16 protein-coding genes and 1 pseudogene are annotated in these 20,033 nt (G+C 28.0%); 9 read left to right on the forward strand and 8 right to left on the reverse strand.

All coding sequences use genetic code 11. From position 1 onward, the window contains the following. Window positions 1-51: 51 nt before the first annotated feature. Genes BM027_RS07730 through BM027_RS07740 form a run of 3 tightly spaced genes read right to left on the reverse strand, consistent with a single transcriptional unit; the run spans window position 52 to window position 4,228 of the window. Window positions 52-1,986 carry an ABC transporter ATP-binding protein gene (locus tag BM027_RS07730; RefSeq protein ID WP_090090487.1) on the reverse strand — a complete coding sequence of 645 codons (1,935 nt, stop codon included), beginning with the start codon at window positions 1,984-1,986 and terminating at the stop codon, window positions 52-54. Then, window positions 1,983-3,758 carry an ABC transporter ATP-binding protein gene (locus BM027_RS07735; RefSeq protein WP_090090489.1) on the reverse strand — a complete coding sequence of 592 codons (1,776 nt, stop codon included), beginning with the start codon at window positions 3,756-3,758 and terminating at the stop codon, window positions 1,983-1,985. The genes BM027_RS07730 and BM027_RS07735 overlap by 4 nt, the downstream gene beginning before the upstream one ends. 29 nt (window positions 3,759-3,787) lie before the next feature. Beyond that, window positions 3,788-4,228, reverse strand: coding sequence for a MarR family winged helix-turn-helix transcriptional regulator (locus tag BM027_RS07740; protein WP_090090491.1), 441 nt, complete (start codon window positions 4,226-4,228; stop codon window positions 3,788-3,790). A 457-nt stretch (window positions 4,229-4,685) separates the two neighbouring features. On the opposite strand from BM027_RS07740, the gene BM027_RS07745 reads away from it, so the two are divergent. The 4 genes from BM027_RS07745 (at window position 4,686) to BM027_RS07760 (ending at window position 8,095) form a co-directional block, all read left to right on the forward strand. After that, window positions 4,686-5,060 carry a BlaI/MecI/CopY family transcriptional regulator gene (locus BM027_RS07745; protein WP_090090493.1) on the forward strand — a complete coding sequence of 125 codons (375 nt, stop codon included), beginning with the start codon at window positions 4,686-4,688 and terminating at the stop codon, window positions 5,058-5,060. Between the two features lie 21 nt (window positions 5,061-5,081). Then, on the forward strand, window positions 5,082-6,839 hold the full coding sequence (locus BM027_RS18495) for a M56 family metallopeptidase (RefSeq protein WP_090090496.1): 1,758 nt from the start codon (window positions 5,082-5,084) through the stop codon (window positions 6,837-6,839). Window positions 6,840-7,142: 303 nt separating this feature from the next. Then, window positions 7,143-7,505 carry a hypothetical protein gene (locus BM027_RS07755; RefSeq protein WP_090090499.1) on the forward strand — a complete coding sequence of 121 codons (363 nt, stop codon included), beginning with the start codon at window positions 7,143-7,145 and terminating at the stop codon, window positions 7,503-7,505. Continuing rightward, complete coding sequence (locus tag BM027_RS07760) at window positions 7,502-8,095, forward strand: DedA family protein (protein WP_090090502.1); 594 nt, start codon at window positions 7,502-7,504, stop codon at window positions 8,093-8,095. The genes BM027_RS07755 and BM027_RS07760 overlap by 4 nt, the downstream gene beginning before the upstream one ends. A gap of 180 nt (window positions 8,096-8,275) precedes the next feature. On the opposite strand, the gene BM027_RS07765 is transcribed toward BM027_RS07760, so the two are convergent. Next, window positions 8,276-9,730, reverse strand: a complete 1,455-nt coding sequence (locus tag BM027_RS07765) for an oligosaccharide flippase family protein (protein ID WP_090090505.1) — start codon at window positions 9,728-9,730, stop codon at window positions 8,276-8,278. Further along, window positions 9,730-10,221, reverse strand: a complete 492-nt coding sequence (locus tag BM027_RS07770; RefSeq protein ID WP_090090508.1) for an Lrp/AsnC family transcriptional regulator — start codon at window positions 10,219-10,221, stop codon at window positions 9,730-9,732. The genes BM027_RS07765 and BM027_RS07770 overlap by 1 nt, the downstream gene beginning before the upstream one ends. 512 nt (window positions 10,222-10,733) lie before the next feature. On the opposite strand from BM027_RS07770, the gene BM027_RS07775 reads away from it, so the two are divergent. Both BM027_RS07775 and trpS read left to right on the forward strand, forming a co-directional pair. Continuing rightward, a complete protein-coding gene (locus tag BM027_RS07775; protein ID WP_090090521.1) occupies window positions 10,734-11,579 on the forward strand; it encodes an aldo/keto reductase in 846 nt (281 codons plus the stop codon). Window positions 11,580-12,115: 536 nt separating this feature from the next. Further along, window positions 12,116-13,135, forward strand: coding sequence for a tryptophan--tRNA ligase (gene trpS / locus BM027_RS07780; protein ID WP_090090524.1), 1,020 nt, complete (start codon window positions 12,116-12,118; stop codon window positions 13,133-13,135). 240 nt (window positions 13,136-13,375) lie between these two features. On the opposite strand, the gene BM027_RS07785 is transcribed toward trpS, so the two are convergent. Further along, window positions 13,376-15,241, reverse strand: a complete 1,866-nt coding sequence (locus tag BM027_RS07785) for an APC family permease (protein ID WP_090090526.1) — start codon at window positions 15,239-15,241, stop codon at window positions 13,376-13,378. A gap of 87 nt (window positions 15,242-15,328) precedes the next feature. On the opposite strand from BM027_RS07785, the pseudogene BM027_RS18500 reads away from it, so the two are divergent. Beyond that, window positions 15,329-15,454 (forward strand): annotated as a pseudogene (locus BM027_RS18500) (tryptophan--tRNA ligase); the annotation flags it as partial. 243 nt (window positions 15,455-15,697) lie between these two features. On the opposite strand, the gene BM027_RS07790 reads toward BM027_RS18500, so the two are convergent. Together BM027_RS07790 and BM027_RS07795 are read right to left on the reverse strand one after the other, a co-directional pair. After that, window positions 15,698-16,321, reverse strand: a complete 624-nt coding sequence (locus BM027_RS07790; RefSeq protein ID WP_090090528.1) for an HAD family hydrolase — start codon at window positions 16,319-16,321, stop codon at window positions 15,698-15,700. Between the two features lie 20 nt (window positions 16,322-16,341). Beyond that, window positions 16,342-17,385 (reverse strand): ROK family protein, encoded by a 1,044-nt coding sequence (locus BM027_RS07795; protein WP_090090530.1) that lies wholly within the window; start codon window positions 17,383-17,385, stop codon window positions 16,342-16,344. Window positions 17,386-17,637: 252 nt separating this feature from the next. On the opposite strand from BM027_RS07795, the gene BM027_RS07800 reads away from it, so the two are divergent. Together BM027_RS07800 and BM027_RS07805 are read left to right on the forward strand one after the other, a co-directional pair. Continuing rightward, the gene (locus BM027_RS07800) at window positions 17,638-19,323 is read left to right on the forward strand and encodes an AAA family ATPase (protein WP_090090532.1); all 1,686 of its coding nucleotides are present in this window, start codon (window positions 17,638-17,640) and stop codon (window positions 19,321-19,323) included. Between the two features lie 89 nt (window positions 19,324-19,412). After that, complete coding sequence (locus BM027_RS07805) at window positions 19,413-19,694, forward strand: ribosomal protein L7/L12 (RefSeq protein ID WP_090090534.1); 282 nt, start codon at window positions 19,413-19,415, stop codon at window positions 19,692-19,694. Window positions 19,695-20,033: the final 339 nt, after the last annotated feature.

Raw genomic sequence — 20,033 nt, forward strand, 5'->3', positions numbered from 1 at the left:
TTGGAGTAATTATATATGATATTTTCTATTTGTTATTTTTTAAAATGTGACTTATATTACTTCATTATCTAAGTTTGCCCCAGTAAACTGGCTATTATATAGATCTGCATAGAAGCCGTTCTTATCAAGAAGTTCATTATGATTACCCATCTCAATAATACTTCCTTTATTCATAACAAGTATTAATTCTGCATCTCTAATTGTAGAAAGTCTATGTGCAATTACAAAACTTGTTCTATTTTGCATAAGCTCTGTCATAGCCCTTTGTATATAAACTTCTGTTCTTGAGTCAACGCTACTTGTAGCTTCATCAAGTATCATAATAGTTGGATTTGCAAGTATTGCTCTAGCTATAGTAAGAAGTTGTTTTTGACCTTGTGATATATTTGAAGCTTCTTCATTTAGTATTGTATTATACCCATCAGGAAGAGTCTTAATAAAGTGATGTGCATGAGCTGCTCTTGCAGCTTTCATAACTTCTTCTTCTGTTGCACCCTTTTTACCATAAGCAATATTTTCCATTATAGTACCATTAAAGAGCCAAGTATCTTGAAGTACCATACCAAACATATTATGTAGTTCTCCACGTTTTATATCTCTTATATCAACGCCATCAATTGTAATAGAACCTGCACCTATTTCATAAAAACGCATAAGCAAGTTAACAAGAGTAGTTTTACCAGCACCTGTTGGTCCAACAATTGCAATTGTATGACCTTGTTTTACATCAATGTTCATGTTCTTAATAAGTGATTCCTCTGATTTATAGCTAAAGTCAACATTCTCAAATTTAACTTCTCCCTTAGGGAATTCTATAAGCTTAGCATTAGTAGTATCTGGTAATTCTTCAATTTCATCTAAAAGCTCAAAAACACGTTCAGCAGATGCAACTGTAGATTGAATTATATTAGCAATATTTGCAGTTTGAACTATTGGTTGAGTAAACTGACTTGAATATTGAATAAACGCTTGAATATCACCAATACTAATTCTGCCTTGTGTTGCTAAATATCCACCAGCAACACAAACTACTACATACCCTATGTTACTAACAAATCTCATCATAGGCATTATTATTCCAGATATGAACTGAGCTTTCCAACCTGCATTATAAAGTCTATCATTAATGTTTTCAAACTTTTTAATAGAATCATGCTCACGTCCAAAAGCCTTAATAATTTTGTGGCCAGTATACATTTCTTCAACATGACCATTAAGCTCTCCAATTTCTTTCTGTTGAGCTGCAAAATATTTTTGAGAATGTTTTGCAACAAAAGCTGTTATAGCAACATAAAGTGGTAAAGTTAAAATAACAACCAGTGTCATTAGTGGGCTTATTGTTAACATCATAATTATAACTCCAATGATGGTAACAATAGACGTAATAAGTTGTGTAAGACTTTGTTGCAATGTTGTTGAAATATTATCAACATCATTTGTCACACGACTTAATATCTCACCATGAGTTCTTGCGTCAAAGAATTTAAGTGGTAGACGTGAAAGCTTATCTTCAACCTCTTTACGCAAATTATAAACAGTTTTCTGTGCAACTCCAGCCATAATATATTGTTGAAGAAAACCAAAAAGTGCACTTATTAAATATAAGCCAAGTAATAACAAAATGATATTTCCTATATACGGAAAATCTATACTAGGTATTGGAATCACTGCATCTTTACCAGACTTAAGCAAAGCAGTATTTTGTGATATAGCAGTATATTTTGCTATCATACCTTCAACCAATCTAGTTATTGCATTACCAGAAATTTTAGGTCCTACAATGGTAAAAATGGTGCTCATTATTGCAAATATAAATACTATTATAAACTTAACTCTTTGTGGTTTTAAATAACCTAAAAGCCTTTTTAAAGTCCCTTTGAAGTCTTTTGCTTTTACTATAGGACCTGCAAAGGATCCCATTGGACCTCCGCCCATACCACCTGAACGTTTCATACCTACGCCTGATTTATTCTTATTTTCACTCATGCTAATTCCTCCCCTGAAAGTTGCGAAGATACAATCTCATGATATACCTTACAACTAGTTAAAAGTTCTTTGTGAGTTCCCATGCCTGCAATTTCACCTTCATCTAAAACTATGATTCTATCTGCATCCATAACTGTTGCAACTCTTTGAGCAACAATAAGCACTGTAGCTTTTGCTGTTTCCTTTTTAAGTGCTACACGAATTTTTGCATCAGTTTTAAAATCAAGTGCTGAAAAACTATCATCAAAAATATATATTTCAGGTTTTCTAACTAGAGCACGTGCTATAGATAGACGTTGTTTTTGTCCACCAGAAACATTCGTTCCTCCTTGAGCAATAAAATGTTCATAGCCGTCTTTCATTCCATTTACAAAATCTGTAGCTTGGGCTACTGTTGCTGCATGCTGAATTTCTTCAAGTGTAGCATCAGTCTTACCATATTTAATGTTTTCAGCAATAGTTCCAGAAAAGAGTACAGTATTTTGAGGAACAAAACCTATTTTTGATCTTAACTCTTCTTGGCTCATTTCTCTTGCATCTACACCATCAATCAACACTGAACCACTAGTTGCATCATAAAAACGTGGTATTAAATTCATTAAGGTAGATTTACCAGAACCTGTACCACCAATAATAGCAGTTATTTCCCCAGGCTTAGCACTAAAAGTTATATTGCTAATTGCTGGCTGCTCTGCACCTGGATAGCTAAAACTTACATCCTTAAACTCAACATAGCCACTTTCTTTATTAGCTAGTATAGCTTCCTTTGGATCTAGGATTTCTGGTTCCATTTCTAATACTTCATTTATTCTTATTGCAGAAGCTTGAGCTCTTGGTATCATTATAAATACCATAGCAAGCATTAAGAAGCCGAATAAAATTTGCATTCCATATTGCATAAAGGCTATTAATGAACCAACTTCCATACTACCAGTATCTATTCTTTTGCCACCAAACCAAATAATAGCAACTGTTGTAACATTCATAATTAACATCATGACAGGCATTAAAAATGCCATAATTTTATTTACTTTTACAGCATTGTTCATAAGATCAGCATTGGCACCATCAAATTTAACTTTTTCAGTATCTATACGGTTAAAAGCACGTACTACTCTAATACCAGTAAGTCCTTCACGTAATACAAGATTCAATTTATCTATTTTTACTTGCATTAATTTGAATAATGGCATAGCAAATTTAAGAGTTATTCCGATAATAATTCCAAGTAATGGAATTACAACTGCAAAAATCCAAGTTAAAGATTTATCTTCTCTTAAAGCCATAACAATGCCACCTAGGGCAGTTAAAGGAGCAAAAAGCATAATAGAAAAAATCATTATAGTTACTGCCTGCACTTGAGTAACGTCATTTGTAGTCCTTGTTATAAGAGTAGCAGTACCTACCTTATCAAACTCATGCAGCGAAAATCCTTCAACTTTAGCAAATAATTTATTACGAATAATTCTACCTAATCCCACAGCAGTTCTTGATGATAAGAAGGTAGCTATAACTGAGCATATAACACCACCTGCTGAGACTAAGAGCATGAGTCCACCTATTCTAAGAATATAATCTATTCCTTTATAAGCTCCGCTAAAGCCTAAAAATGAAATAGTTTGAACTGCATCCTTTTGGACTATACCTTTGTCAACTATATCAGCCATCAAGGTTGGTAAATATAGGTTTGCGAGTACTTGAGTAAAAATTAATAAAACTATTACTACTATATGTAATGTGTATTGCTTTAGAAACCTAAACAATTTAATCATTAGTATCATCTCCATTTATTTTTATTATTTTATTTTTGTTGGTCATTTAAAAGCTTTTTAAGTGCATCTAAGCCTACAGAGATTTTATGAAGTTCTTCTGTACTTCCTTGATTCATTATATTTTCAATATTTTTTTCAAGTTGCTTATGAAAAGTTTTATGTATATCTTCAAAGTTTGGAGATATACTTACATAAACGACTCGCTTGTCCTCTTTACTTCTTTCTCTAACCACCATTTGCTGCATCTCAAGCCTATCTATAATGCCTGATACTGTACTATTTGATAAGCAAAGATGATTGCTAAGTTCTGTTATCTTCATCTTCTTATTCTTACTCAAAAGTCCAATAACCATACCTTGTGGTGCAGATATACCTGCATCATTAAACACTTTTTTCATATTATGTTTAAATAGTTGCATTACCTCTTGAAAAAGCCTTGCAACCTCTATACTCTCATTTAATGTTTCCATTTAATCACCGCCTTGGAATTTATTTCGTTTACGAATGTTTCATTTACGAATATTTCGCTTACGAAGTAAATTATAATCTTATAAATATTTTCTGTCAATAAATATTTAACCGTACTCTTCTAAATTATTAGTAAAGGTGATATTTAAACTTTTTGAAATATTGACATTAGAAAATGGAGCTAACAAAGTCAAAGAAGTAGTCACATCCAAAAAATAACAAGCAAGTCATCTAGTCTATTTTGTATAATACTGCATCAACAGATGGGTATAATATTAGCTATGAGACCAAGCTACTTCCACGTCTAACGCAAAATAGACTAGCACCTTTGACTTGTTATTTTCTTTCATGTGCCTTAATGGAATATCAATAAATATTGATAAGTCTGTATTAATATGGTAAGATAATTTCAATATAGTCTATAATTATAGACTGGATGGATTTTAGGAGGTTATTATTATGAGTATTTCAAAAATTCCACAATCTGAATTGAATGTTATGAAGGTAATTTGGGAAAGGAACAAACCAATATCATCAAAGGAGGTTATTAATGAATTACAAGAGAAAATTGGTTGGAAGAGGACGACTACTTTAACTTTACTATCTAAATTAGTCAAAAAAGAATTCTTAAGTGCAGAGAAAATTAAAATGTATACTTACTACACAGCACTAATAAGTAAAAAAGAGTATTTAGAATTTGAAACAAAATATTTTTTCACTAATATACATGAAAACTCTTTAAAAAGTTTAATTACAGCATTACATGAAAATAATGAAATTACTAATGAGGACTTAGATGATTTGGAAAATTGGATTAAAAATAAAGAAGAATGATGTGTAGATTAGGAGGAGAATATGATAGAGATAGTTATTGTTAATATACTAAGAACAACTTTAATAAGTAGTATAGGAATCTGTTTATTATTAATATTGAAAAAAACATTATTTAAGCAATATACTAAAAACTTTAATTACTATATTTGGCTCATAGTTATATTTAGAATGATTTTACCTTTTAAAGTTCCAATATATATAAGCACAAATTCTGTGATTTCTAATGATGTAGGAATTAATAATATAGAATCAGTAAGTAAACCGTGGAGTAATATAGAATCAATTAATCATTCACTAAATAACAACCAAGTTATTGGAAGTGCAAAACAATTTACTACTTTTAGTATGTTAGAAATTCTAGGTTATTTATGGTTAATTGTAGCATTAATTATTGTAACATATAGAATTTGCACATATATAAAATTCAAAAATACTATCATAGATTTATCATGTAATGCTAAAGATACAAAGATAAAAACTATATATAATAGTTTATTAATTGAAATGAAAATCAATAAGAGAATTTTCCTAAAAGTTTCAGATTATACATCTGTACCACTTGGAATTGGCTTTTTTAAATCTTATATAGTGTTGCCTAATATTGAATATAAAGAAAAAGAAGTAGAATGGATTTTAAAACATGAGCTTATGCATTACAAAAAGAATGATATATTATATAAATTTTTAGTAATGGCTGTAACCTCAATTTATTGGTTTAATCCTTTGATATATGTAATGAATAGAGATATAAATATTGAGTGTGAACTAGCGTGTGATGAAAGGATACTTCATAATTGTGATTTTAAAGAAAGACAAAATTATGCTTTAACACTTATAAATTCATTAAAACATAAGGAAAGTAACTTTATTGAAACTAATTTAGCAACAAAACTTGGAAATAAGAAAATATTAAAAAGAAGGTTTGATAGTATGTTTAATAAGAAAACTAAAAAGGGCATGTTAATAGGAGTAGTATGTATAGTAATAACTACTTGTTCACTTGGAGTAATATCAAATAAAAGTGGGTCAAATGTTTTAGGAGAGCAAGAAGCACAGGCTAGTACAGAAAAGAAAGATGATTCCATTGAATTATATGAACTTGAGAATTCAAAATACAAAGGATATTATCTTGAAATAAAAGACCCAACCAGAGTAAAAATAGGATACACCTCAAAACTTATGCGTGAAGGAGAAACAACAAGTCAAATTGCTGAAAATAATAATGCTATTGCAGCAATTAATGGTGGAGGATTTAATGATGTATCATCTGATGGTACTAGAAGGGAAGGAGATGGAGGGACTCCAACCGGATCTATAATTACAGGTGGAAAAATTGTTTATAAAGATTTAAAAGATGACGAAAAAACTGATTTATTTGCAATAACTAAAGAAGGAAAATTAATTGTTGGTAAATATTCATTAAATGAGATATCAGCACTAGGGGCAGAAGAATCATTAAGTTTTGGACCATCACTTATAATAAATGGTGAAATGACACCATTGCAAGGAGATGGCGGTTGGGGTATAGCTCCAAGAACAGCAATTGGACAAAAGAAAGACGGAACTATAATTATGATCGTTATAGATGGTAGAAGCTTAAAAAGCATTGGAGCGACAATTAAGGAACTTCAAGAAGTCATGTTTAAGTTAGGTGCTGTTAATGCAATAAATTTAGATGGTGGAAAATCAACTGCAATGTACTATGATGGAGAAATTATTAATAAACCATCAGATGGGAATAAGGAGAGGGCAATTGCAACAGCGATTATTGTAAAATAAGTAAAGAATATAAAAGCAGAGAATCTAAATCAAAGATTTGGCGTGAATCGCTTTCACAGAGCGCGATGGGGATGCTAGTAATGGTAGCAATCGGATAAATATTTTTCATACAAATAAAGACTTCGCATAAATTTTATACGAGGTCTTTTATTCATATATAAAGTTTTAATAAATAGTTTACACAAAATTATCTACTGTCCCATACTATGTTTTACACAAATTTTTGTAGGAATAAAAAAAGTTATTGGTGGTAACTTATTAAAGCTAGAAGTTATACAAAATATATTAAGTGAGATGAAAAAAATGAAAAAAAAGATAATATTAAGCATCTTATCTGTTTTAATTATTATAATTACTTTATTTACAATTAAAAAATCTTTAGGCTTACATAAAGAATTTAAAAATGTTAGGATACCTACTAAAGAAAGCAGACATTTAGGTGAAATGAGTACTTATAAATGGATTACGGTAAAAAAATTATCTAAAAAGTATAACATAAGTGAAGAAGAAATTTTTAAGATTCTTGAAATTGTTTCACAGCCAGGAGATGAAAATATGGATATTAAAAGTTTATCCAAGAAATATAATATATCTATTGAAACAATGAAAAATAATTTGTCTAAGATTATAGGAACTGATAAAGACGTAAAAGGTAAAGACATATGAATGAAGTAATAATGGAATATTTTAAAATCTATAATATTTGGTTTTTAAGTGTTTTGCTTTTGCTGCAGTGCATAGGTATTCCAACAGGAGCAACTTTGTTAGTGATTGCTTCTGGAGCTTTTGCTTATGCTGGTGAGTTTAATATATTTATTATTTTAATAGAAGTTTGGATTTTTGTATGTGTCGGTGATGTGATATCTTATATGCTATGGAAGTTTATAGGACATAAAACATTAAATAGATTTTCTAAGCTTAAAATATATATTGAACCTAAAATATTAAAAGCTCACGAATATTTAGAGAAACATGGTAAAGCAGCAGTTTTTTATACTCGATTCTTAATATCAGCTATGGGGCCATTTATAAATGCTGCAGCTGGTATTGCAGGTTATGAATTGCCACATTTTATTTCGTTTGTAGTTTTAGGAGAACTATTATGGACTTGTATGTATTTAGGATTAGGATATTGGTTTGGAGATTCATGGGAAAACATAATTCTTATAATAACACAAACAAGTGAAGTTTTAGTTTACATAATTTTATTAATTGTTATTGTATACTTTTTTATTAAAATACTTAAAAAAAAATAAAAATCATTTTAATGTGCCTTAAGTATCATAACCTAAATAAATTATCATAAATATGAAGGATATAAATCTGCATTATTAGAAAAAGGTAAAGAGAAGAGATGGTAATGAGTATATAATAGAGTATTACAAAGATAATAGATAGGAGTAAGGTATATTTTTTAATTCTTGATGATTAAAAAGTTAAATTAAAGCTTTCAATTTTGTAACTGCTCTATCATATATTTCAAAGAATACAATATCTTTAGTTACTAATAGGATTCCTAAATATAATAATCCACAAATAATCATATCTAATGCACAAGAAATAATTATATTAGCTATAAAACTATTTATTACAAATGTTATGGGAATGAATAGCAATGAATAATATAAATATTTAATATTCTCAAAAGCAAATAAGTGTATATCTAATTTAATTTGTTTTTTAACAATTCTATATTCTAGTAATATCACTAAAATATTTGAAAGCATAGTTGCTATAATTGAATTTGTTGCTGTAAACATATTAGTAATTACAAATAATATATTTAATACTAAATTACATACTCCACCTATAAAAAATATCTTGATATCTTCTTTTTCTTTTTTATGAAGATATATTATTTGATTTGAAATAATACCCTGAATCCCAACAGTCAACATGTATAATGAAAATGCAATCATTAGGGGGGTCCAAGCAACATAAACTGGATTAAATATCCACATAACTTGTTTGGATACACATAATAATCCTATAGATGCAGGAAATAAAAATAAGAAATATATTTTAACCACTTTATTTAATAACGTAAGATAATTATCTTTATAGTTATTTCCTAAATTATTAGATAGTCTGGGCATTGTAACTTGAATGATTGTAAGTATTAAGGTATTAATTATAAACATTGCTTTTTGTGCTATTCCATAAGATGCAAGATCCATACTAAAACTGTATTTATCTATCATTATTCTATCAAGCTGAGTATATAACAATCCCGCATTAGAAAGTATTACAACAAGAAACATAGGTTTTATATATTGAACAAGATTAAGATTAGAAAAATCAAACTTTATTCTTTTCTTAATATAAAAATAACTTAATATGTTATTTATAAGATTCACTGCTCCACCTAAGTATAAATAAAATAAAAAGTCATCTTGCCCTCTTACAAAACATAAAATTATTACTGAATATATTATTTTAACTATCATGGTTTTAATAGCTATAAAATCATAATTTTCTAAAGCTTCATTAATCCACTCTACATAAAAAAGATTAAATACTATATTAAGTCCTAAAATTACGCATGTATAAAAAGCTGGATCATTTCTATAAAACTTAAATAAAAAAATCATATATATAATTGATACTATAATTGTTGTGAATGTGGTTATTACAAATAAGCTAGTAAATGCTTGTCTAACTTTCTTCTCATCGTCTCTAACCTTACTTATTTCTCTTAATCCATATTGATAAACCCCAAAGCTTGCAAAAGCCAAAAATATCATGTTAAATGTTTCACCTTTTGTTATATAAGAATATGATGTTGGATCTAAAGATCTAGTTACAACGGGCATTACTATTATTGGTAAAATTATATTAAATAAGTTTAGTATTGATTTAAATGCTGCATTTTTTGAAATAGATTTAGACATTAGTTACCTCCTATAATCTTTTGTGGATCATTTTCCCTGTCAAAGGAGAAAAACTTTCCGATATTTTGGTTTACAGGAACTTCCGAAAATATAATATGAGTTGATGTGGTAGAATCTAAAGATGAAATTGAGTCAACAAACTTCTCAATTTCTGAGATAGATTCAACACTTAATTTTAAGAGGATACAAGAATGCCCAGCTATTCTATAGCAGAAAACTACACGGGGATGATTATAAATAAATTTTTTAAACTTTTCAAAGTTACTATTTTTAAGATCAATTTGAATTATGCATTGTATTGATAAACCTAAAGCAATCTCATTTATTTTTATAGTATATCCTTCAATTATTCCAACATCTTCTAATTTCCTTATTCTTTCTGTTACAGAAGGAGGGGATAAGTTTACTCTTTTAGATAATTCTCTAATAGATAAACGACTATCTGATTGAAGTTCCATTAAAATTTTAATGTCTGTATTGTCCATTTTCATATGATATAAATTACCTCTCTATCTATTCTATTTGAAATATATTTACGGCTAAATAGTATTAAGTGAAAAGGAAAAATAACACTTTATCTATTATAATATAATAAGGATCAGTTCTCAAATCTCAACTATTTTTTATTCTTTAGGAAATTATATTCTTAAAGAAGTTGTGGTTAACGCAGATTATATTTTTGTTTAAAGGTTAAGGCACATTAAAATAAATAACAAGTCAGTATACGTTGTATCTTTTACTTGTTATTTTCTTTAATATGCCTAAGAAATAAAAACTAAAGAATAAAAAGAAAATATATTCGCCTGCCAGATTTTTCTCACATACGTTCGAAAAGGCAGATGCGTAAAAAAAATCGACGGCTCCACAGTCGCCTTGACGATTTTTTTATTCTTTAGGAAATTATAATGCAGTTAAATCTGTGGATAACTTTGAGAAATAGCAGAAACACACAGTCTGCGAAGCAGATTTTCTTGTTTAATAGACATATGGAAGGATGATTAGAATGCAAGATATTAAAAGTTACGTGATTTTAAATAATGGAGTAAAAATGCCTTGGCTTGGATTTGGTACGTATAAATCTGAAAATGGAGATAAGCTTATTGAATCAGTGAAAGAAGCACTAAGAATTGGATATCGTCATATAGATACAGCATCTTTTTATGATAATGAAGAAGCGGTTGGCATTGCAATAAAAGAAAGTGGAGTACCTAGGGAAGAAATATTTTTAGTAAGCAAGCTTTGGAATTCAGATCAAGGCTATGAGAAAACTATTCAAGCTTTTAAAACTTCTATTAAGAAACTTGAAACAGATTATCTTGATTTATATCTAATTCATTGGCCACAATCTCTAAATAAAGAAACTTGGAAAGCTCTAGAAAAGCTCTATAAAGAAGGCTATATAAGAGCTATAGGGGTAAGTAATTTTACAAGTACACAGCTACAAGATTTACTAGAAGATGCTGAAATTATACCAACAGTAAATCAAGTGGAATTTCATCCTCAGCTTGCTCAAAGTGAATTAAGGGAATTCTGTAAAAAGCATAATATTCAGTTAGAAGCTTGGTCACCATTAATGAGAGGGCTGATTTTTAAGAATCCACTTTTTCAGAATTTTTCACAAAAATATAAAAGAACAATCTCTCAAATGGTACTAAGATGGGATTTACAGATGGGAGTTGTTACTATTCCTAAATCAACAACTTTAACAAGAATAAAAGAAAATGCAGATATATTTGATTTTGAGATAAGTAAAGAAGATATGAAAAAAATAGAGCAATTAAATAATGGATTCAGGATAGGAATGAATCCCGATGAAGTTTATGCATATCCAGAGATAGTCAAAGAATAATATAGATATATGGAAACGGAGCATAAAAATATAAAAGATTCTAGTGCTAGTCTAGCGTGAGTAATTAAAGAATAAGAAAACTAAGATTCGGGATTTAAAGAATATATAATGGAAGTTTAAATTGGATAATTTATAATAAAGGGTTTAGTTAGTGATTATTGACAATTAAGAAAAATAAAATTATAATAATAAAAAAATATTAATAATCTGGTGAAGAGGAAGAGTAATTAAATTAAGCTTCAATGAAGAGAGCTGGAGATGGTGGGATTCTAGCAAGAAGAGATTTAATGAATGGGCCTTAGAGGAATAAAGAGAAATCATATTAGAGAGTATCGGAATGGCGGGCTGCACCTTATAGCAGATAGAGTATGTTAGTACTTGATTTTGAGTGGTGTAGTTAAGCAATGTTAACTAAAATTATAGTTAACTATATGTTACTACACAATTTAGGTGGCAACACGGATATTATCTCCGTCCTATTAATTTAGGACGGAGTTTTTTTGTTTTTATAAAAATTAAATTGAGGAGTGAGTTTTATGAAAAAGCAAGTAATTTTAACAGGAGATAGACCAACAGGAAAATTGCATATTGGGCACTATGTAGGATCTTTAATGAACAGAGTGAAGTTGCAAAATTGTGATTTGTATAACAGTTATATAATGATAGCAGATCAACAAGCTTTAACTGATAATGCAAAGAATCCAGAAAAAATTAGAAATAGTTTAATAGAGGTTGCATTAGATTATTTAGCCGTTGGAATAGATCCATCAAAATCTACAATTTTTATTCAATCACAAATCCCAGAACTTAATGAATTAACTATGCACTATTTAAACCTAGTTACAGTTTCAAGATTAGAGCGAAATCCAACAGTTAAAAGTGAAATTAAAGAAAAAGATTTTAAGATAAGTATTCCAGCTGGATTTCTTATTTATCCTGTAAGTCAAGCTGCTGATATTACAGCTTTTAAGGCAGATATTGTTCCGGTTGGAGAAGATCAAATGCCTATGATTGAACAAACTAGAGAGATTGTAAGAAGTTTTAATTCTATCTATAAAAAGGATATATTAATAGAACCAAGAGCAGTGCTTCCAAAGGAGGGATTAGGAAGACTACCAGGAATTGATGGAAAAACTAAAATGAGCAAGTCATTAAATAATGCAATATATCTATCAGATGAACCAGATATAATAAAAAAGAAAGTTATGTCTATGTATACAGATCCAAATCATATTAGAGTAGAGGACCCAGGGGAGATAAATAATAATACTGTTTTTACATATTTAGATGTATTTTGTAATGATAAGATTGAATTAGAAGAAATGAAAGAGCATTATAAGATGGGTGGTTTAGGTGATATAAAAGTAAAGAGGTATTTAAATGAAATACTTCAAGCAGAACTTGAACCAATAAGAAACAAAAGAAAAGAATTTGAAAGAGATATAGCATATGTATATGACGTTTTAAAACAAGGAAGTAATGATGCAAGAAACACAGCTGTAAATACTATTTCACAAGTTAGAGAAGCAATAGGAATAGAATACTTTAAGTACTAGAGTGCTTAGATTTTCAAAAAGATTAGACTAAATCTATAGGTTTATTATTGTAGAAAGTGCATGTAAAAGAGATAGATAAATATATTGATTATCATAATAATTAACAGATGTCAATGGAATCTAAAAAAGATGACTCCTGTTCACATAATACAGAAATCATCTTTTAACTTAATATAATCTTTTTTAAAACTGTCCTTGACAAATGGTACACTTTATAATTTTTTGAACTAACTATTGTTTTTATTTCTTTGAGAAACTATCATTAATATTAATATGATGATGTTGAATTACATAAGGTACTGTTATAACAGCTATATTTTTATTTTTAAGCAAATTGCTCTTTAAAAATAAAGCAGTATGATTATGAAGTATATTTCCCCACCATGCACTTACTACAAATTGTGGAATAACTATAGTTACTATATCATCTTGTTTAGAAGGATATTCATCTGAATGAATATATTCCATCAGTGGACCTATAACCTCCCTATATGGTGATTTCCTTATAATAAGGGGAATATCTATTTTATATTGTTTCCATTTTTTTTGTATTATCTCTGTTTCTTCATCATTTACTGATATATGAAAAGCAACAATATCCTTTGATAGACATTTAGCATAATTAAGAGTTTTTAAAACTGATTTGTTCACGCCACCTATAGGTATTATAAAATGTTTTACTTTTTCAGAATCCGGAAGTTTTAATGCCTGACCTTCCATACTTAATTGATTAGCAGTATCTATGTAATGACTTTTTATTTTAAGCATTATATATACAAAACATGGAATTAATATACAAACAATCCAAGCACCATGTATAAATTTAGTATAGCCTATTATTAATGCTGTAACAAATGTAACTATAGCTCCAAGTCCATTAAAAAATGCCTTGTGTATCCATCCACTAGGTTTATTCTTAACCCATTTTACAAACATACCAGTTTGAGATAATGTGAATGAAGTAAATACCCCCACTGCATAAAGAGGAAGTAAATAATGTGCTTCACCTTTAAATATAACAACTAATATACTTGAAATAAAGCAAAGTACAATTATTCCATTAGAATAACTAAGCCTATCACCTCTAGCTGTAAACTGTCTTGGTGCAAATCCATCTCTTGCTATAACAGATAAAAGTAAAGGTAAATCTGAAAAAGACGTATTTGCTGCTAAAATTAAAATTAAAGTTGTTGTAATTTGAACTAAATAAAACATAAAATTATTTCCAAAAACTTGTGAAGCAATTTGAGAAATAATTGTTTTGTCAAGATTTGGTACTGCTTGATATAATGTTGCTAAATATGACATTCCTCCAAAAACTATTACTATAATTAATCCTAAAAAAAATAATACTCTTTTAGCATTTTCTTGATGAGGTTCTTTAAAATTTGGTACTCCATTACTAATAGCTTCTACTCCAGTAAGAGCAGTACAACCTCCAGCAAAAGCTCTAAGAATCATTAAAATGGAAATATCTGTAGTGGCATAACTTAATGTAGCTTTAATAGGTACATATCCCAAAAATTTAATTTTTATTATTCCATAGCCTATCATTATAAACATAGTAGCTATAAATAAATATGTAGGTGCAGTAAATAGCTTAGCCGATTCACTAAGTCCTCTTAAATTTCCTACTGCCATTATCCATATAAATATTAATGTTATAATTACCTTAAACGGTAATAATGAAGGTATAGCTGATGTAATAGCAGAAGTACCAGCACTAGCACTTACTGCAACCGTTAAAATATAATCTATTGTAAGTGATGCTCCAGCCACTAATCCTGCAACGGTTCCAAGATTGTCTTTTGCAACAATATATGAACCTCCACCGTTAGGATAACTATCGATAGTTTGTCTATAAGAAAAAACCAAAATAAATAATAAGATAATTATAGCAATAGATAAATAAAACATATATGTATATGATAGTACGCCTATTAAAGGTACTAAAATCCATAAAATTTCCTCACTCGCATATGCTACAGATGATATAGCATCACTTGAAAGTAGAGATAACCCTGTTAATACATTAAATTTTTCATGCTTCAATTGTTCAGATGTTAAAGGCTTACCTATCAAATATCTTTTAAATTTAGAAAGCATACATTTCACTCCTTGGGCTTTTATTAATAAAAATAGTATGTGTAAAACTTATTAATAAAATACCTAATAATATAAAAGACAAATGATAATATTGTTTTTACATATTTAAATGTATTTTGTAATGATAAGATTGAATTAGAAGAAATGAAAGAGCATTATAAGATAGGTGGTTTAGGCGATGTAAAAGTAAAGAGATATTTAAATGAAATACTTTAAGTATTAGAGTATTTAGATTTTCAAAAAGATTAGACTAAAGCTGAAATAGCAAATAACTTATTAGAAAATTAAAAGTGTATATAATGAAATGAGGTAAAATTAGCAATAATATTGATATAAAGGTGCTGTTGCAAAATAATTTTTTTGAATTAGTATAAGCAACAGTACCATCTTATTATTAAAAGATATTAAGTAACGCTAAGATTTGCTATTACGCCTTAATATGCTTACAATAAGCTATTATTTTATGAAATAATTTGTAATTTCAATGGGTTTATTAAAAATAAGTTTACAATTAATATCATCTGTTTTTTCTGAATACCTGCAATGTGCAAATCTCATACCTGCAGATTTAGCTGATTCATAGTCTACTAAAGCATCTCCAAGATAGATAGCCTCTTCTGGATTTATATGTGCTTTTTCCATGACCTTTATTAATGGATCTGGATTTGGCTTATGCTTTTCCGTATCTTCTTTACATATCCATATATTAAAGTAATCTAAAATTCCAGTATCTTTTAAATCATTATTTAACTGTGTATGTGTTTTAGAAGTTACTATTGCAAGAGAATATTTTTTGTTTAAGGAATAAAGCATATCTTTTACTCCTTCAAACACATAATTATAGTTTAAGTAGTTCTTAACTTTATTTTCCCAAAATATCCACGTACTTGTAATATTTTCTTCTTTAATACCAATTTTTCGTAAAGCTTCATCTCCAGGTATACCCATTAATTTTCGGAGTTCTTCTTCTGAATACTCTTTGCCATGTAAAGCTTTCATAGTATCTTGTAATGCCAAAGTATTTGATAAAGCTGTTTCTATTAAGGTTCCATCAACATCAAAAATAATCCAATTTATCATGATATTCTCCAATCTAAATTCTATATTTGCTTTTTAGTAAGCTTTATATCTGAATACATAAATTCAGTAGCTAAATAAGTTATTCCAGCTAAATAATCTTTTTTACTATCTTTAGACAAGATGATTTCAGGTATAATATTATTAGCTAAATAATTTTTACAATTATTTTTTATTTTATCTAGAAGATTTTTTCTTAGAGTAGTTCCTCCTATTACAATAAAAGATGGATTGATAACACAATTTAAAATAGCTATAACATGTGAAACAACATTTACATAAGTTTCATCACTAGGATTATTATTTAGAATATGTTCTAAATGCCCGTGATTATTTATAGGAATAAAACCTAATTCTCCTGCAAAATTATTTTCTCCTCGTATAAGTTGACCATTAGCTATTATTCCAGCACCTACACCATCCTCTGTAAAATGAATATAGACAAGATTTAAAGATTTCATATTTAACGTTTTCATTTCCTTTAGGTAATTTAGACTAAATCCAAGAGCTATTGCATTTAGATTGTTTTCTAATACAACAGGAATAGTATATTTTTCCTCAATATACTCTCCTATATTGAATTTTTTCCAATCAGTAAGTTCTTTTCCAGAGAAATAATTCCCCTTATCAACTACTCCTGATATACCTATCCCTATAACTTTAATATTGCTGTCTTTAAGTATTTTATCTATAATTTTTTCTAAAGACTTTTCATGGTTATTTTTCTCGATTTTGACAGTTTTATTTTCAATAATATCGCCTAATGGGTTAGTGAGTGCATAGTTAATAAACTCATTTTCAATATAAAATGATAAAGAAATATTATCATCCAAATTAAGAGTATACCTTTCAGCTCTTCTTCCTCCACTAGAATCATCAAGTCCTAAACTGATGATTTGTTTGTTTATAATCAATTCTTCCAGTAGAGTTCTTACTGTAGTAGTACTGATTCCTGTATTCTCAGTTATCTGTGCTTTAGTAGCAGAACCTTTTTCTTTTAAAATTTGTTTAATTAATGCACTATTTACTTTTTTCATAACCTGTGGTTTTCCTGATAAATTATTCATATTTAACACCTAACTTTAAATTCATACTTATATCAGATACTTTCAAAAGTATCTGATATAAGTATAATACATTTAGTTACAAAAAACAATTAGAAAATAACTGTGTAAAGGTATTGTATATAAAGAGTAATTCACAAATGTGATTATATGGTGTGATAGTAAGGAGTAGAATAATATTATTAAAATACAGTAAAATTGGCTATAATAATGTATAATTAAATTAGAAATGGGAAAAGGGAGAAGGTGCATTAAATGAAAAAAACCATACAAATAGGAACATCTGACTTTAAAGAATTAATAGAAGAAAATAATTATTTCGTAGATAAAAGTTTATTAATAAAAGAGTTCTTAGAGAATGGAGCAAAAATAATATTAACCCCTAGACCAAGACGATTTGGTAAGACTTTAAATTTAAGTATGCTTAGATATTTCTTTGATATAAGAACTAAAGCAGATACTAAAGATTTATTTAATGGATTAAAAATAGAAGATCAAAAAGAAATAATGAAACTTCAAGGGGAATATCCTGTTATTTTTATTACTTTTAAAAATCAAAAACATATGTCGTATAATGATTTTATAGATGGAATGATAGTATTAATTTTTAATTTATATAGAGAACATGAGTATTTACTAGAAAGTGGTAAGTTAACAGACCTTGATAAAAATAAATACAAAAAGGTTTTAAATGAAGATATTAATATAGCGGAGCTGCAAAACAGTATAAATGATTTGATGTATTATTTAAATAAACATTATGGAAGAAAAGTAATGTTATTTATAGATGAATATGATGTACCAATTCAAGAAGCATATATACGAGGGTATTACAATGAAATGATTGTTTTAATTAGAAATTTGTTAACATCAGCACTTAAAGATAATATATATTTAGAAAAATCAATGATAACAGGAATACTTAGAGTTGCAAAAGAAAGTATTTTTTCAGGTCTTAATAATCTGCAAGTAAATACTATATTAAGTTTTAAATTTAGTGATAAATTTGGATTTACAGAAGAAGAATTAAAAGAACTATTGCAATATTATAATTTGCAAGAGAAAAGTGAAGATATAAAAACTTGGTACAATGGATATGTTTTTGGTGGAAAAGTAATATATAATCCATGGTCAGTTTTAAATTATATTGATAATAATGAAATGGGCTTTATGCCTTATTGGATTAATAGTAGCAGTAATGATTTAATAAAGAAATTGCTACTTAAAGGCGATAATAATATGAAGCTTGAATTAGAAGAGCTTATAGAAGGAAATTCAATAAGTAAAATAATTGATGATAGCATAGTTATGTCAGAGGTTGAAGATTCTAATGAAAACATTTGGAGTTTTTTAACTTTGAGTGGGTATTTAAAAGCAGTTAAGACAGAAAATATAGAAGGAATATTGCATTGTGAGCTTAAAATTCCTAATAAAGAAGTGCTTATTTTCTATAATAATCTAATTAAAAAATGGTTTCAAGAATCAATGACAAGTCAAAAATATGAGTTGATGTTAAAAACTCTAATAACTGGTGACATAGAGATTTTTGCAGGATTATTCAAAGAATTTGTAATAAATAATATAAGTTACTTTGATGTATCTGGTAAAGAACCAGAAAGAGTTTATCATGCCTTTGTACTTGGAATGCTTATATCACTTTCAAAAAGTTATGAGGTTAAGTCAAATAAAGAAAGTGGATATGGAAGATATGATGTTATGATAATTCCAAAAGATACTTCTAAAATAGGAATTATTATTGAATTTAAGAAGATTGATGATTTCTTACATGATACAATAGAAGAAGGAACAGCGAAAGCACTAAAGCAAATAGAAGATAAGAAATATGAAACAGAATTATTGGAAAAAGGAATACAAGATATAGTAAAACTTGCTATCGTTTTTAAGGGAAAAGAAATTAAGGTTACTCAAGGAAATAAATAAAATATATGAAAGAAAAGTTAGGGTGTAGTGAAACTTTGCTTAAAAGATTTAACTGTTATTTATTATTAAGAATGGAGTAGTGATATTGTATGGATAATAAAGTTATTTGGGCACTTATGGGAGCCGGATTATTAATGATTATAGTAAGTACTATTAGTCAGTTAAAAAATGATGTTGCACGCATTAACTTAACCTTAAATAAGATTGCTAAACAAGTTGGCGTGCCAGATACAATAACAGATGAATTAAAAAGTCTTATTCTAGAAGGTAAAAAGATTGAAGCAATTAAAAAATATAGAATTGCTACTGGGACGGGGTTAAAGGAAGCCAAAGAATATGTTGATTCCTTAAGTGAACAGAAATTAGAATAGGTAAATAATTTATTTTTTATTTATTGGCTATGTTTTAGAAAAATGTTGATATTGTAATATAAACATTTTTCTAAAACATAGCCTATTCATTTAATTTATAATATTTTCTTGAAAAGAATTATTGTTATCTGATAAACTATTAAATTAGTAGTATTTAATTTTCAAATAGTATGTTTTGGTATAAAATAAGATATAATGACTAGAAGATAAGAAGATAAGAAGATAAGAAGATAAGAAGATAAGAAGATAAGAAGATAAGAAGATAAGAAGATAAGAACAAAAAAATAGTGTTCTGTTTTAATATAGTGTTGATATTGTTACATTTTTGTGAAGTGTGCA

Source organism: Clostridium uliginosum (genome assembly GCF_900112485.1).
Classification (GTDB): Bacteria; Bacillota; Clostridia; order Clostridiales; family Clostridiaceae; genus Clostridium; species Clostridium uliginosum.